The 16781-nt window shown below is 37.8% G+C and carries 9 protein-coding genes and 2 pseudogenes; 10 read left to right on the top strand and 1 reads right to left on the bottom strand.

Features of this window, described 5'->3' with window-relative positions:
- Positions 1–37 precede the first annotated feature (37 nt).
- Positions 38–3229, bottom strand: coding sequence for a S8 family serine peptidase (locus CVS97_RS03195; protein ID WP_107785041.1), 3192 nt, complete (start codon positions 3227–3229; stop codon positions 38–40).
- 280 nt (positions 3230–3509) lie between these two features.
- Here CVS97_RS03195 and CVS97_RS03190 point away from each other — a divergent pair, with 280 nt between their 5' ends.
- The 10 genes and pseudogenes from CVS97_RS03190 to napA all read left to right on the top strand — a co-directional run bounded on the left by CVS97_RS03190 (position 3510) and on the right by napA (position 16780).
- A complete protein-coding gene (locus tag CVS97_RS03190) occupies positions 3510–4205 on the top strand; it encodes a DUF4230 domain-containing protein (RefSeq protein ID WP_107785040.1) in 696 nt (231 codons plus the stop codon).
- Positions 4206–4225: 20 nt separating this feature from the next.
- Positions 4226–5149 carry a Dyp-type peroxidase gene (locus CVS97_RS03185; protein ID WP_107785039.1) on the top strand — a complete coding sequence of 308 codons (924 nt, stop codon included), beginning with the start codon at positions 4226–4228 and terminating at the stop codon, positions 5147–5149.
- A 49-nt stretch (positions 5150–5198) separates the two neighbouring features.
- The gene (locus CVS97_RS03180; RefSeq protein WP_107785038.1) at positions 5199–5621 is read left to right on the top strand and encodes an EamA family transporter; all 423 of its coding nucleotides are present in this window, start codon (positions 5199–5201) and stop codon (positions 5619–5621) included.
- 98 nt (positions 5622–5719) lie between these two features.
- Positions 5720–6295, top strand: coding sequence for a cytochrome C heme-binding protein (locus CVS97_RS03175; protein WP_021090680.1), 576 nt, complete (start codon positions 5720–5722; stop codon positions 6293–6295).
- 84 nt (positions 6296–6379) lie between these two features.
- Positions 6380–8947 carry a molybdopterin-dependent oxidoreductase gene (locus tag CVS97_RS03170; protein ID WP_107785037.1) on the top strand — a complete coding sequence of 856 codons (2568 nt, stop codon included), beginning with the start codon at positions 6380–6382 and terminating at the stop codon, positions 8945–8947.
- A 393-nt stretch (positions 8948–9340) separates the two neighbouring features.
- Positions 9341–10072: pseudogene (locus CVS97_RS09625) on the top strand (cache domain-containing protein); the annotation flags it as partial.
- A gap of 303 nt (positions 10073–10375) precedes the next feature.
- On the top strand, positions 10376–11308 hold the full coding sequence (locus CVS97_RS09620; RefSeq protein WP_413784186.1) for a methyl-accepting chemotaxis protein: 933 nt from the start codon (positions 10376–10378) through the stop codon (positions 11306–11308).
- Between the two features lie 197 nt (positions 11309–11505).
- Positions 11506–12276: pseudogene (locus tag CVS97_RS09615) on the top strand (cache domain-containing protein); the annotation flags it as partial.
- A complete protein-coding gene (locus CVS97_RS09610; protein WP_413784185.1) occupies positions 12259–13458 on the top strand; it encodes a methyl-accepting chemotaxis protein in 1200 nt (399 codons plus the stop codon). The pseudogene CVS97_RS09615 and the gene CVS97_RS09610, both read left to right, overlap by 18 nt.
- Before the next feature lie 541 nt (positions 13459–13999).
- Positions 14000–16780 carry a nitrate reductase catalytic subunit NapA gene (gene napA, locus CVS97_RS03155; protein ID WP_107785034.1) on the top strand — a complete coding sequence of 927 codons (2781 nt, stop codon included), beginning with the start codon at positions 14000–14002 and terminating at the stop codon, positions 16778–16780.
- Position 16781: the final 1 nt, after the last annotated feature.

The raw sequence follows: 16781 nt of genomic DNA, 5'->3' as shown, positions 1-16781 counted from the left end.
GCTCGCTACTATTTAAAGTAGCGAGCATATTTAACTATTAAAACAAAATTTCAAATTTCGCATTTACGCTGTTTGACTTCACGTCTTTAGCAAAAGCACCTGTGTAAGATAGGCCTAAATTTATATTTTTATAAACATTCGCCTTTACACCAAGGCTAGCTGTGCCAAGATCGCGCACCTCTTTTCCTTCAAGTTCCAAGTATCCAGCATTTGCGATATTTACGCCGATATTTGGTCTTGTATCGCCAACTAGTCTATTGTAGGCTAGATCAGCTTCAAATTTCATCTTTGTACTACCAAGACTAAATGGCACACTAGGGTTTAGACCTATGCTAAATACACCTAAATTTCTAGTTTTTTCATCAACATCCATTCTGAAAATTCCTACATTTTGGCTAGTGCTATCAGTTTTCATACGTAGATAGCTTGCGCCCACATAAGGATTTAGTGAGAAATTCGCACTATTAAATGCTGTTAGTGCCAAATTTGCGTAAGCAGTAAGTGCTTTTTCCTTGCTTTTTACATGCTCGTCTGAGTAAAAGCTAGCAATCGTAGCACCATTTTGCGTTTTTCGTTTTGCATTTGTGTATATGAGACCGAGGTCTAGTTTTGTGCTAGCGATCAGGCTTTTTCCGTAGATGCCGATGCTTGTACCTTTTGTTTTATAAGCATCATCGCCATCTTCTTTTACTTTTTCATTGCTAGCACCAAGCACACCACCAAGTGTGAAAGCATCATTTACATTGCCGTCAAATCCAAAAAGCTGAGTGAATGAGTTTGCTTTTACATCATCAAATTTCATAGCATTAGCCATGGTGTTTGACCAAAATTTCATGCCACTCGTATCAATTGCTTTTGCACCAAATGGATCAATTTCATGATTAATGATTGCATTTTTGAGCAAGATATTTTCTAGTAAAAATGCATTATGTTGAGCTAAATTTGCATTATTTGCAAATGTTTTTAGCGTATCACTTGCTTCTTTTGGTGTAGCGTAGATGAAGTGTCTGTACAGATCACTCGTGATGACTGCTGGTCTACTTCTAAACGGCGAAGCAAGGAGTGCTGGTCTGCTAGCTGTACTCTCTATGAGTTGTGCTACTCTTTTTTGGTTATCGCTAGCTGCGATACTTGTTATTGTATTTTTTGATTTTTTGAGTGTTAGTTCTAGCTTGTTGTCACTATAATTTCTAGTAAGGTCAAAAAATGCATATTTTCTTAAGATGGTGTTATTATAGCCACTAAAATTTCCAGTTACTGCGTAAGTTTTTGCCTTTGAGCTATCATCATATAGTCTTTTCATGATATCTACATCTGGCTTACTTATATCTATGATAGAGTTCTTTTCAAATTTTAGATTTAAATTTGCTGCGTTATTTGAGATGATATAACTACCACCTGTTTTTATAGTAGCTGTTACTGCATCATTTGTACTTTTTCTAGTTACGTCTTTAAAAGATAGCTTTTGAGAAAATTTATTTCTATCAATCTCTCTAACACTCATCTCTTTAACAATCTCAAGTGCACCACCATTTTCGACTACTACTTCGCTTGATTTTAGTGATTGATTTAGTGCTGTGATCTTGCCACTTTTTATTATGGTTTTGCCAGTGTATGAGTTGGTGCCTGCTAGTTTTAGAGTGCCTAGACCTCTCTTAATAAGAGTTCCTTCATAACCTTCGCTAGCTCTTTGCTCTCTTGCTTTTTCTCTAGCGTTACCTATATCAAGTTCAGCCCTTTGCTCGGCTGTTAAATTTGACATTTTCTTAAGCTCAGCCTTGCGATTAGCCCAAATTTTTGCCTCTGCCTCATCTTCAGTCTTTCTGTATTTTATAGCTACATCACTGATATTATTTGAGTAAAGATCATCTGTGTCTAGACTTACATCAAATACGCCTAGTAGCTGTCCTGGTCCAAACATAGCCTTTGACATATCAAGTGCTCCCCAGCCCCAGCGCTCATCAGGTACGCCAAGTGGCGCAGTAAAACCAGAAATTCTTCTTGTATCGGCTGGCTTTTTAAACTCATCTCTAACTTGTCTTGCCGTAGTTAGTAAAACATCTCTTGCTTGAGAGTTGCTCATATATGGATATCTTTGCATGACAAGACCAAGTGCGCCAGTGACATGTGGAGCCGCCATTGATGTACCATCCCAGCTCTCGTAACCAGCGTTTCCATTTTTAGGATCAACCGTGCTTGATTTTATACTTTTACCAGGTGCTGCGATACTCCACCATTTTGAGTGTCCCGCGGTATTAAAATGTTGTGCATCGCCATCTGTCACTCCAGTGACGTTTATCCAGTATTTTTCAGCATCTGGACGAAAATATGGAAGCATTGCCCTTGTGTATGACTCTTTCATGCCATTTCTATTTCCGGCAGTGAAGACTTGAATGATGCCGTATTTTTTGGCGACTTCATAAGCGGCATCCATGAAATTTTTACCATTTGTGACAAATGGATAGTAGCTTTTATAGGCTGCGTCAAGGTCTTTTATATCTAAGCTATTGCCACCATCAAATCCAGTTGCTCCCTCATAAGCTTTATAAAATTTTCGGTTTGAACCCCAACTATTATTTATAGCTCTTGCGCCACCTTTGGCTAGTCCCTCGTAAGATGCTAAAAAGAAGTTGTAGTCTTGGTTTGGTCCATATGTCATACCGTCGGTTCCACCGGTATTTCCTACTATAAGTTTTGAGCCAAATGCTACACCGTGCATCCCTTTGCCATCTCTTGAGCCAGCAATTGTACCAGCTACGTGCGTGCCGTGCGAGTCGTTTACACCAGCGATCCAGTTGCCATCAGCTTCAAATTTTTCACCTTTTTTAAAGTCGCCAAAGTCAGCTCTGTTTTTGTCAGTGCTTCCTTTTTTTAAAAAAGGAGAGTTACCGTGCTCAGTATCTGGATATTTTTGTCCGTCTTTGTAGTAGCTGCCAGAAATTTTTAGTGCGCTTATCCTACCATCACTAAGTTCAGGGTGGCTAAGTAATGCGCCAGAGTCCATAACACCAAGCGTCACGCCTTTACCTGTCACTCCAAGAGCATACGCGATAGCCGCATTTATACGCTTTAGTCCCCAGTATGCTTCATATTCAGCGCTCTGCCAACTGTTTATGTCACCAAATTTGCCACTTTCTTGATCGCTAGCATTTAGTGAATTTGCAAACAAAAGAGCACAACAAGCTGCACTTATAAAAATACATTTTTTATTTAAAATGGATCTTTTCACATCTCATCCTTTTGCATAAAATTTAAATAGATTGTAATATTCTTAAAATAAATTATTAATTAAAATATTAAAATTTATGATAAAAATTTACTTTAATAATCCCATTTTTACGCTATTTTTACTATAAGATATAAAAAAATGATCAAGATAATATCACTTAAATATTATTAATTACGATTTTACTTTAAAACAATTATTTAAATATAATTTTTAATAAAAGTAGAATTTCATCTCTGCTTTACAAATTTAAGCTAAAATAGCAAGCTTTAAAGGAGAAAAAATGAGCGAATATGCAAATTTGATATTAGCTATCTTATTAGCTGTTTTGGCATTTGCATTTTATAGGTCAAATAAGGCGTTAAAAAAGGCAAAAGATGATAGCGAAAACCTCTCAGTCAGCACTGAAATTTCGCAGCTAAAAAGCATCGGCGAGCTATCTGTTTTTCAGGTGTATAGCAAAGAGATTGTCACAAAAACCGATCATGCGTTTGGAAATTTTGGCAAAGAGTATCTAAGATGGCTAATAAGTGAGAAGAAGCTTTCGATGATATTTGAGTTTGAGATAAATTTCATCTACGATCTAACCAGTCCAAAACTCGAGATTATGCAGATCGCAAACTCTAGCTATAAGATAAAAATGCCTCCTTGCAAGTATAAATTTTCGATCGCTGATATGAAATTTTACGATGAGAAAAACGGCAAATTTATACCATTTTTGCTGCCTGACTCGCTAAATGGCTTTTTTGGTAGCACTTTTACAGAAGAAGATAAAAATAGGCTAATAGAAGAGGCAAGAAATGAAGTCAAAAAGATGAGCGTTCGCCTTATCTCGCAGCTTCAAAGCAAAATTCATAAATCAGCTCGCGATACGCTTGAAGCGATAGCTAAAAGCTTTGGGGCAAACAAAGTTGAGTTTATTTTTGACGATAATGATGAGCAGATCAGCTCACAACTAAATTTAGAAAATATTGCATAAAACTTTAAAAAGGAGAAAAAATGAGCGTAAATTCACAAGAAGTCACGCAGACACCAGGCAACAACACAGTCTTTCAAACATGGGTTTTAACAGCTGATAAAAAGGCTTGTAAAGAGGGGTTTGCCGAGCTTTGCGCCTTGGTTGTAAATTTAAATAAAACTGCTAAGATTAGATTTGGCGCAAACGAAAATGTAAACTGCGTCCTTGGCGTGGGTCATAATGCTTGGAAAAAGCTTGAAATTTCAAAAGAATTGCCAAAAGAGCTTGTGAATTTTAAAGCGATAAAAGGCGATAAACACGAAGCTGTTAGCACAAAGGGCGATATTCACATACATATTCGCGCCTTAAATGCACCTGATTGCTTCGATATGGCTCAAGCGATAAAGGCTGTGCTTTTTAAATTTGCAGAGCTTACAGATGAGACGCAAGGCTTTAAGTATCATGACGGCAGGGCGATAATTGGCTTTGTTGATGGCACTGAAAATCCTGAGGGCGAGGAGAGAGATTTCTTTGCTAAAGTTGGCGATGAGGACGCTAAATTTAAAGGCGGCAGCTACGTTTTTGTACAAAAATATTTCCACAATATGAAAGAGTGGAACGCTACAAGCGTAAGTGAGCAAGAAAAGGTAATAGGCCGTTCAAAAGAGCTTGACATCGAGATGAGCGAAGATGTAAAACCTACAAATTCACACTCAGCTGCTGCAAACGTAGGAGACGATAAAAAAGTCGTTCGTGGCAATATGCCATTTACTGAAGGCAGCAAAACAGGCACTTACTTCATCGCTTATGCAAGTACTTTTTCAACGGTTGAGCTTATGCTTAAAAAGATGTTTATCGGCGAGCCAAAGGGTAACTCAGATAGGCTACTTGACTTTAGTACGCCAGTAACTGGAGCACTATTTTTTGCGCCGACTATTGATATGCTAAGCGAGTACGAGGGTTAAATTTACAGTGGGGCGAAGCAAATGCCCCTTTAAATTTATAAGGAAAAAGATGCCAGAGTGGTTTATCTACGCAGCTCTTTCAGCCGTTTTTGCTGCACTTACAGCGATCTTTGCAAAGCTTGGCGTAAAGGACATTGACAGCGATTTTGCAACATTTATAAGAACGATCGTTGTCATTTTGATGCTTGTTTTGCTTTTAAGCGTGGCTAAAAAATGGCAACCACTAAGCTCACTAAGCCCCAAAAACTGGCTCTTTCTCATATTAAGTGGCATAGCGACTGGGCTTTCGTGGCTCATGTATTTTAAAGCGATGCAAGTTGGTAAGGTCTATCAAGTGGCGCTGGTTGATAAATTTAGCGTTGTGCTGGCTATCATTTTGGCTGTCATCTTTCTTGGTGAGAGGTTAAATTTAAAAGAAATTTTAGCCATTTGCCTTATCGTGTCTGGCGTGTTTTTACTTATTTTTAAATAAATTTTTCTGCATTATTCTTAAATTATATTTTTAATTTTAATTTGTAATTAATTAAAAAGCTCCTAAAATTTGAACAATTTCATTTTGAAGGGAGAAATATGAAAAAAATCATTTTTTCAGCCATCGTGGCTTGTGCGGCATTTGGTGCTAGTGTAAACTACACAGATGTTGTAAAAGATGTTTACGGTGATGCTAGCTCAACAAAAAGTATAGGCAGACTGCTACCAACCAACGCAGTTGAAATTTTACAAACAAGCGGTGACAGAGCGCAAATTAAAGTAAAAGGCTATCAAAATCCAGCCGTTAGCAACGTAGTTTATTTTGCTGATGGCGCGAGGATTATCTCGGTGGCATTTGCAAAAACTGCACCTTTTGATATTAAAGTGATCAAAGAGGGCAAAAACGGCAAATGGAATGAAGTAGAAACAACAGTTTTTGTTCAAAAAGATGGCTTTAGCACTGACGTAAACGCAATGTTTGCAAAAGCTGACAAGATGTATAAAGAGAGCTGTGGTGTTTGCCATGCGTTGCCTCAAACCACACATTTTAACGCAAACCAATGGCCGTCACTTCTAAAATCAATGATCGGCAGAACCGCAATAGAGAAAAAAGACGAGTGGTTGGTTGTTGAATACCTTCAAAAACACTCATCTGACGTAAACCTAGGTAAATAAGCAAAACTTTTGTAGCGGCGAGTAAAAACAAATATTAAAGTTTAGCTTATTCAAAAGAAAACTTAAAAATGAAAGGGAGATAAGATGAACGAGAACAGACGAGAATTTCTAAAAAAAGGTGCTACAGCAATTGCAGCGACACCTTTGCTTTCAAGCGTAACAGCATCAAATTTATTTGCTGATGGCGTAAAAAAGAGTGTTTTAAGAGATAGCGAGGTCATCACAGCTGCCCACTGGGGTATGTTAAAAGTGACAACCAAAAACGGCGTAGCAGTAAAGTCAGAGCCTATCCAAAAAACAAGTGAAATTTACAACCCGCTTCAGCACTACACACCAGATATGATCTACAAATGTCGTATCAAGCGTCCAGCAGTTAGAAAGAGCTACCTTGAAAATCCAGATAGTCCAAAGCCAGAGCTTCGCGGTAAGGATGAGTGGGTTGAGGTGCCTTACGAAGAGGCGATCAAGCTAGTTGCAAGAGAGCTGAAAAAGACTAGAGCGCAAAAAGGCTTACAAAGTGTATTTGCAGGCAGTTACGGCTGGAAGTCAAGCGGAAACGTGCATAACTCAAGAATTTTGCTTCATAGATTTATGAACCTTAGTGGTGGCTTTGTTGGCTCACTAGGAGATTACTCAACAGGTGCTAGCCAGATCATCATGCCTCACGTTGTTGGTAGTATCGAGGTCTATGAGCAGCAAACTAGCTGGCCAGTCGTGCTTGAAAACTCAAAAGTTGTAGTCATATGGGGTGCAAACCCGCTTGCAACACTTCGCATAGCTTGGACTAGTACCGACGAGCAGGGCTTTAAATACTTTGAAGAGCTCAAAAATAAAAAAGATATCAAAGTGATCATCATCGATCCTATCAAGAGTGACACAGCGCAATACTTCGACAAAGCTCAGTGGATCGCCCCAGTGCCAAACACCGACACAGCAATGATGCTTGGTATGATGCACTACCTATACGAGAGTGGCAAGTATGATAAAAATTTCATTGAAACCTACACAACAGGCTTTGATAAATTTCTCCCATATCTACTTGGCAAGACAGACAACACACCTAAAAATTTAAAGTGGGCGAGCAAAATTTGTGGCATCGATAAAGATGTGATAAAAGAGCTAGCCGATACATTTGTCGCAAACCGCACGATGATAATGAGTGGTTGGGGTATGCAGCGCGCTCACCACGGCGAGCAACCACACTGGGCGATGGTGACACTTGCAGCTATGATCGGTCAGATCGGCCTACCAGGTGGAGGCTTTGGTTTAAGCTACCACTACTCAAACGGCGGCGCACCAACATGCAAGGGTGCAGTCATTGGCGGCGTAAATAGCGCAAGTGTGGGTAAATTTAACGATAAAGGCGAGTTTATCGGCACAGACACAGGCGAGTTCGATAAACGAGGTCGCTTCGTTGCAAAGGCAGCTGCAGCAGCAGGCACAGGCCAAAGTTGGCTACAAAAAGCAACCAACTATGCCTTCCCGGTCGCAAGGATTGCAGATGCGTTGCTACATCCTGGTAAAGTGATCGACCACGACGGCAAAAAGATCACCTATCCAGACATTGACTTTATCTACTGGGTCGGCGGCAACCCACTTGTACACCACCAAGATACAAATACAAATTTAAAAGCGTGGAGAAAGCCAAGAACGGTTGTCGTACATGAATCATACTGGACACCGACAGCAAAAATGGCTGATATTGTCTTCCCAGTCACTACAGAGTATGAGAGAAACGATATCACCATGACCGGTGACTACTCAAATATGAACATAGTGCCGATGAAACAAGTCGTTGAAAAATACCACGAAGCAAGAGACGATTATCAAATTTTCATCGATCTTTGCAAGGCTTATGCTAAAAATTTAGTAATTGCCTACACAGATAATGGCAAGGATGAGTTTGACTGGATCAAAGAGTACTATGACGCAGCCTACGCCCAGGTCAAGGCTGTACCAGAGCTAACTACTGATATGAAACCATTTGAAGAGTTTTGGAACGAGAACAAGCCAGTTACATTTGCCTCATCTCAAGATAGAGATAACTGGGTGAGATTTGGCGAATTTAGAGAAGATCCTGTGCTAAATGCTCTTGGAACTCCAAGTGGTCTTATAGAAATTTACTCAGAGACTATCGAGAAAATGGGTTACGACGACTGCAAGGCACACCCAATGTGGTTTGAGCCGATCGAGTGGCTAGGCATGAAAGATAAACCGGCTAAATTCCACATGATAAGCGCTCACCCAACAGACCGCTTGCACTCACAGCTAAGCCAAACTTCACTTCGTGACAACTACGCGATCGCAAACCGCGAGCCTATCTGGATCAATGAAAAAGACGCAAAAGAGCTTGGTGTACAAAGCGGCGACTTGGTGCGTGTATTTAACGCACGTGGCGAGGTGCTAGCAGGTGCTCATGTTACTAAAAATATCAAAGAGGGCGTTGTAAAACTAGCTGAGGGCGCTTGGTATGACGGCTTTGATAGTGGAATTTGCAAAAACGGCTCTGCAAACGTGCTAACCATAGATATCCCAACAAGCAAGCTAGCAAATGGCAATATCAGCCATACAGCTCTTGTAAATATCGAGAAATATAAAGGCGATGAGGCGTTAAAGCTTACAGCTTTTGCTGGGCCAAAAATTTCTAAATAATATTAAAAGCAGGGGAGTCTTCTCCTGCTTTTGAACTTAAAATTTAAAACAGATCTTCTATTTACAAAAAGCTTAAATTTATATTTAAAGCCCTATAGCTCTATAAAATTTTATTTTGCAATGGATGTTGAGATGATAGGTATAATTTTGTTGATTGTTAGATAAAAATTTCTAGATTTTAATGATCAGTTATATTAAATTTTTATAAAGTCTTTTTAAAGCCAAGCTACCAGACTTTTAAAGATAAAATAATCACTAAAAAAACTCACTTTTTTACCTTAATAGATCGATTTTTGATTAATTATTTAAAAGTCGTTAAATGTAGTATAAAATTAATTTTAGTTTTAATTTTTTTTAGATAGATTAAACAGATTTTTATTTAAAGGAGGAAAGATGAAGTCCATAACTTCTAAAATAGCGATAATTATAATTTCGCTGCTTGTTATTTCGTTTGCTGCTATTTCAGCAGTTAGCTACTATACAGCGGAAAGTAAGGTAGTAGAGTTGGTTAGCCAGACCCAGGATCAGATTCTAAGTGACATCAAAGCTACTACGGATTCTTTTTTTGAAGAATATTTAGAAGTTGCTAAAAAGTATGCTTTAGATATAGCACAAACACCAAATAATGATGATTCGTACATGGAAAAAACAAAAATGCAAAAAGAAAATGTTAGTCGTCTAGTTACTGATATTTTTTATGGTCGCGAGAGTGATGGACATTTTTTCCAGTCTGACGGCACTAAAACAACTCCTGCCGATAACTACGATCCTAGAACTAGAGGCTGGTATAAAGCAGCAAAGAGCGCAAATGGTGCTATCTATACCGAACCTTACAAAGCTGCCTTATTTAATGCTTTAGTAATTAGTTTTGCTGCTCCTGTAAATAAAAATGGAAATTTTGATGGTGTTTTGGGACTTGATTTAAAAATAGATACTTTAAGTAAAAAAATTCTCGAAATGGGTAAAACGAAATACGGTTACGTCTATTTAATGAATAAAGACGGCGTAATACTTATGCACTCAAATCCCGAAAATGTCGGTAAAGCGATTCCGGCAAGCAAATATTTGGCCGATGAATTTGCGGCTAAGAGATTTGATGAAAATGGACTTATCCCTTATACAAACTATAAAGGCGAAAACGTAACTGCCAAAGTCCTTCCTATAAACGATCAAGGCTGGCTAGCCGTAGCCGCTATCGGAGCAGATACTTTTTCGTCCAATACCTTGCCTTTATTAAAAGCTCAAATAATCCTAGCCGTAGCTTTTATAGTCATACTTTCGGCTATCGTATTTACTCTTCTTAAAAAATCGCTTAGCCCTATTAGAACTATTCAAACCAAGCTTGAAGACGCGTTTAAATTCATCACCTACGAAACCCCTAACGCTCCGGAAAAGCTAGTAGTAACTACGCAAGACGAATTTGGCAGAATGAGCGAATCTATTAACGAAAATATAGAAAAAGTCCTTAATGGCGTTAAAAAAGATAGCGCCTTAATAGACGAGATGAACGGTATAGCAAATCTCATGATAAAAGGACACATGGGAGCCAAGATTAACTCTACTCCGAATAATCCGGCTTTAGTTCAGTTAAAAGATCTGCTAAATAAATTCTTTGCGTCAATTTCTGAAAATTTAAAAGGCATAGCCGTAGTCTTAGCTTCTTACAACAAAAACGACTACACTCCTAGATTAGAGCTAAAACCGGAGCTTGAAAGCGATCTAAGAGATATGATAGTAGGCCTTCAAAGCGCGGGCGACGCCGTAAGCAATATGCTAAGGGAAAATTTAAAAGAAGCTCAGGTCCTAGAAGAAAAAGCTAAAATCCTAGCAGAGTCCATGAGAACCCTAACCGACGGAGCCCATAAGCAAGCCGACTCCATCCAAGAAAGCGCGGCTGCTATAGAAGAGATGAGCAGTTCTATGAACGCCATTAGCCAAAAAGCTAGCGACGTAACTAGACAAAGCGAAGAGATTAAAAACATCATCGTTATTATTAGAGATATAGCCGATCAAACAAATTTACTTGCTCTAAACGCCGCTATAGAGGCGGCTAGAGCGGGCGAGCACGGCAGAGGCTTTGCGGTAGTTGCCGACGAGGTTAGAAAACTAGCAGAGCGAACTCAAAAATCACTTGGCGAGATCGAAGCTAATGCAAATGTTCTAGCTCAAAGCATCAATGAGATGAGTGAGAGCATCAGAGAGCAAAGCGAAGGTATAAATATGATAAATCAAAGTGTAAGTCAGATCGACAGTATTACAAAACAAAATATTGATATTGTCGGTACAACAAACGAAATTACTGACCAAATAGATGACATGGCCAAGACGATAGTAGCTGACGTTAGAAAGAATAAATTTTAATCTTAGAGCCGAATTTAGGGGTTTGCTTCCCCTAAATTCTAATTTTATCTCGCTGATCTTAACTACCTAAAATGAAAAAATAATTCAAAATTATTATTTAATGTATACATCACTATTTTGTAATTAATATTATTAAATACCATTTAATATAAAAAATATACAATCGCATCTTAAAATTTTTTGTAAAAGGAAAGTAAATGCGATCAATTGCAAACAAAATATCTTTAATGCTCATACTGGCATTATTCATATCATTCTCGCTAATATCTTTAGCTAGCTATAACACAGCTCATGATAAAGCCATTGAGTTAGTAATACAAACTCAAAAGCAAATTTTAAAAGATGTGAAAATCGCACTAAATAGCTTTTTTACCAATAATCAGTATGCTATAGAGAAAATGGCTGAGACTCTTAGTAAGATAAGCGAGAAAAGTGATGGCTCGATGAATGCTGATGGTATAAATTTAGCTTTATCTCAAGCAAAAGCTATATCTGGAAAAGAGATCACTCTTGTTTACGCTGGATATGAGGATGGGGCTATGTTTAGATCAAATGGGCAAAATAAAGCTGGATATGATCCAAGAGTTAGAGGATGGTATAAACAAGCTAAAGCCGAGAATAAACCAATATATACCGATCCATATATGGCAGCTTCATTAAATGCGATGGTTATAACTTTTGCTGCACCTATTAAAAATATTGGAGTTACTGGTATAGATGCATCTATTGAGGAGTTGAGCAATAATATATCGCAAATCAGTAAAACTGAATACAGCTATGCTTTTGTTACAGATCAAAATGGCAACGTTATAATGCACCCAAATAAAGAATTAGTTGGTAAACCTCACGAGATCGCTAAAAACCTTATAAAACAATATAATGAAAAGAAATTTGATGAAAATGGATTAATAGCATATAAAAATACAAAAGGCGAAGATGTCTATGCCTATATGTTAGAGATAAATGATAAAGGTTGGTTGGCAATAACAGCTATGGATCAAAATATCTTTAGCTCGCATACTTTACCTATTTTAAAAGTTCAAATTATTTTAGCCTTTATATTTATAGTTGTCTTGTCTGCATTTGTATATTTCTTGCTAAAAAGATCGCTTAATCCTATTAAAACTATTACAGATGCTTTGGTTAGTTTCTTTAGATTTTTAAATTTTGAGATAAAAGAGCCAGTTGTTTCAAAGGTGGCAACAAAAGATGAATTTGGCGTAATGAGCAAACTAATAAATGATAATATTGCTAAAATTTTTGACAATGCCGATCAAGACTCTAGAGTGGTATCTCAATCTGTTGAGACTGCAAAGGCGATAGAAAATGGAAATTTAAAAGCAAGGATAATAGATGTTCCAGCTAATCCAAAACTAATCGAATTAAAAGATGTCTTAAATAAAATGCTAGATGTTTTGGAAAAAAGAGTCGGTAGCGATTTAAATATGATCCAAAAAACTTTTAATGATTTTAGAAATTCTGATTTTACTTCAAGAATTTTGGATGCCAAAGGCAATGTCGAACTAGTAACAAACGAGCTTGGCGAAGAGATAGCTAATATGCTTGCGTTTAATCTAAAACAAGCACAATTCTTAGAAGAAAAAGCCAAAAATTTAGATGCATCAATGAAGCAAGTAACTCAAGGTGCTAGCACACAAGCAAATTCTCTCCAAGAAAGTGCTGCTGCGATCGAGCAAATGAGCAGCTCAATGAGTGCAATTAGTCAAAAGACTGTAGATGTTATAAAACAATCTGAAGAGATTAAAAATATCATCGTTATTATTAGAGATATAGCAGATCAAACCAACCTACTTGCTCTAAACGCCGCTATCGAGGCAGCGCGTGCTGGTGAGCATGGACGAGGTTTTGCTGTAGTTGCAGATGAGGTTAGAAAACTAGCTGAGCGAACTCAAAAATCACTTGGTGAGATCGAAACTAATGCAAATATACTTACTCAAAGCATTAACGAGATGAGCGAGAGCATCAGAGAGCAAAGCGAAGGCATAAATATGATAAATCAAAGTGTAAGCCAGATAGATAGCATTACAAAGCAAAATGTTGATATCGTGAGTTCAACAAATGAAATCACTGCTCAAATCGATGAAATGGCTAAGACAATAGTAGCTGATGTTAAAAAGAATAAATTTTAACCTTATAGCTTAACACCTAAAATTTTATTAATATTTCATCCTCAAAATTTGAGGATGAAAATAACTCCTTTTTATCTCTAATCTTAAAATTATTTTTTTGTTTTATAAATATAATAAAATTTTTAAAAATAATCTAATATTTATAGCTTTATAGTGATATTGCTAGTTAAATTTTTATAGATTATGTTTGTCGCAATGTAATGAAAATTATTAGAATTTATCCTTGCAATTATTGATATTTCAGTAAGAAGATAAAAATTTCTAATAATACTTTATGTTACTTTTTTACTCAAATATTTAAAAACAATTTTACTTTGTTTTATTTAGCTTTTTTGATAACTACTCTAAAATTTTTAAATTTTATTAAATAGTATTTTCTTTTAAAATCGTGCTTTGTGACAAAATTAATATTTTTATGTAGAAAAATATTTACATTTTTGGCTTAAGTTTCTTGAAATTTTTGTAAATGTCAATCAGTTGTAAATAAGTTTTACAAGGTTAATATCAATTAAATTTGTTTTAAATCTTTAAAGGAGAAAGAATGAATCGACGAGAATTCATAAAAAGTGCTGCAGCTAGTGCTGCTTGCGCTAGTGCTGGTATAGCCGTACCAAGCTCGCTAAGTGCAGCAAGCGAAGCCGAAAAAGACTGGCGCTGGGATAAAGCCGCTTGTAGGTTTTGTGGGACAGGCTGTGGTATCATGGTCGCTACAAAAGAAGGCAAGATAGTAGCTGTAAAAGGAGATCCAGAAGCACCAGTAAATCGTGGTCTAAACTGCATTAAAGGCTATTTTAATGCTAAGATCATGTACGGCGAGGATAGGATCACTCATCCGCTTTTGCGTGTAAATGAAAAAGGCGAATTTGATAAAAAAGGAAAATTTAAGCAAGTAAGCTGGAAGCAAGCATTTGATGTTATGGAGGCTCAGTTTAGAAAAGCATATGATGAACTAGGCCCTCACGGCATCGGAGTTCTAGGCTCTGGTCAATATACTATTCCAGAAGGTTACGCTGCTGTTAAGCTTATAAAAGGTGGCTTTAGAAGCAATAGCATCGATCCAAACGCAAGACACTGCATGGCAAGCGCGGTTGTTGGCTTTATGCAAGTTTTTGGCATAGACGAGCCATCAGGCTGTTTTGATGATATCGAACTAACTGATACTATCGTGGCTTGGGGCGCAAATATGGCTGAGATGCACCCGATCCTTTGGGCGCGCGTAAGCGATAGAAAGCTTAGCGATCCTGATAGAGTAAAGGTTGTAAATTTAAGCACTTACTCAACTAGAACATCAAATTTAGCTGACATCGAGATCATCTTTGCTCCGTCATCTGACCTTGCTATCTGGAACTATATCGCTCGTGAGATAGTTTATAACCACCCAGAGATGATCGATGAAGAATTTGTTAAAAAACACTGTGTATTTACAACTGGTCCAGCCGATATCGGATATGGTCTTCGTCCAGACATTAATCATAAAAAATATGCTCCAAGCGAGCTAGACACTGCTGCTACCGAGAAGTCAAAGGTGCTAAGCGAGGCTGAGGGTGTTACGCTTGCATATCTTGGACTAAAAGCTGGCGATACGCTAGAAAATAAAAATGCTGCAAAATCTGGCGCACATTGGCAAATAACATTTGAAGAGTTTAAAAAAGCTCTTGCACCTTACACACTTGACTTTACAGCAAAGGTGGCAAAGGGCGATCCAAATGAAGATATAGAAGAATTTAAGAAAAAGCTAAAGGCACTTGCTGATCTTTACATCGAGAAAAACCGCAAAGTCGTAAGTTTTTGGACGATGGGCTTTAATCAACACCAACGTGGTACATGGGTAAATGAGCAAGCTTATATGGTGCATTTCTTACTTGGTAAGCAAGCACTTCCAGGCTCAGGAGCATTTTCTTTAACTGGTCAACCAAGTGCGTGTGGAACTGCAAGAGAGGTTGGAACATTTGTTCACCGCTTGCCAGCTGATATGGTTATTGAGAATCCAAAACATAGAGAGATAACTGAAAAAATTTGGAAACTTCCTACTGGAACACTAAGTGGCGTACTCGCTTCTCACTACGTAAAAATGATGCGTGATCTTGAAGATGGTAAGGTTAAATTTATATGGGTTCAAGTAAATAATCCGTGGCAAAATACTGCAAACGCAAACCACTGGATCAAAGCAGCTCGTGAGATGGATAACTTCATCGTTGTAAGCGATCCTTATCCAGGAATTTCTGCAAAAGTTGCTGACCTTATTCTCCCAACTGCGATGATCTATGAAAAATGGGGCGCATACGGTAATGCTGAGAGAAGAACACAACACTGGAGACAGCAAGTACTTCCGGTTGGCGAAGCGATGCCTGATATTTGGCAAATGATGGAGTTTAGTAAACGCTTTAAGCTAAAAGATGTTTGGGGTGAGAAAAAAGTAAATGATAAAGTGACACTTCCAAATGTGCTTGAAGAGGCAAAAGCTATGGGGTATAGCGAAGAAGATACGTTATTTGACGTACTTTTTGCTAACGAAGAGGCTAAGAAATTTAGTGCAAACGATCCGATCATAGAAAACTACGACAATACAGAAGTATTTGGCGATAGCAGAAAGGTGATCGGCTCAGATGGTAAAGAATTTAAAGGATATGGATTTTTCGTCCATAAATATCTTTGGGAAGAGTATAGAAAATTTGGCGTTGGACACGGCCACGACCTAGCAGACTTTGATACTTACCACAGAGTAAGAGGTCTTAGATGGCCAGTAGTTGATGGCAAAGAGACTCAGTGGAGATTTAATACTAAATTTGACCCATACGCTAAAAAAGCTGCCCCAAATGAGAAATTTGCATTCTATGGCAACAAAAACGCAGCCCTTCCAACAGGCGATCTAAAAGGCGTTACAAATAAAGATAAAACATCTCTTGCAAACAAAGCAAAAATTTTCTTCCGTCCTTACATGGATCCATGCGAGATGCCAAGTAAAGATTATCCATTCTGGCTATGTACTGGCCGTGTGCTAGAGCACTGGCATACAGGTACGATGACTATGCGTGTTCCTGAGCTTTATAGAGCGGTTCCAGAGGCGCTTTGCTATATGCATGAAGATGATGCTAAAAATCTTGGCGTAATGCAAAATGAGATCGTTTGGGTCGAATCACGCCGCGGCAAGGTAAAAGCAAGAGTAGATCTAAAAGGTAGAAATAAGCCGCCAGTAGGTCTTGTTTATGTGCCTTTCTTTGATGAAAACGTATATATAAACAAAGTATGTCTTGACGCTACTTGCCCAATCTCAAAAGAGACTGATTATAAAAAGTGTGCGGTTAAAATTTACAAAGCATAGG

Source organism: Campylobacter concisus, from assembly GCF_003049735.1.
Lineage (GTDB): Bacteria > Campylobacterota > Campylobacteria > Campylobacterales > Campylobacteraceae > Campylobacter_A > Campylobacter_A concisus_AN.
The sequence above is the reverse complement of the archived record's forward strand: the minus strand, read 5'-3'. Positions and strand labels throughout refer to the sequence as shown.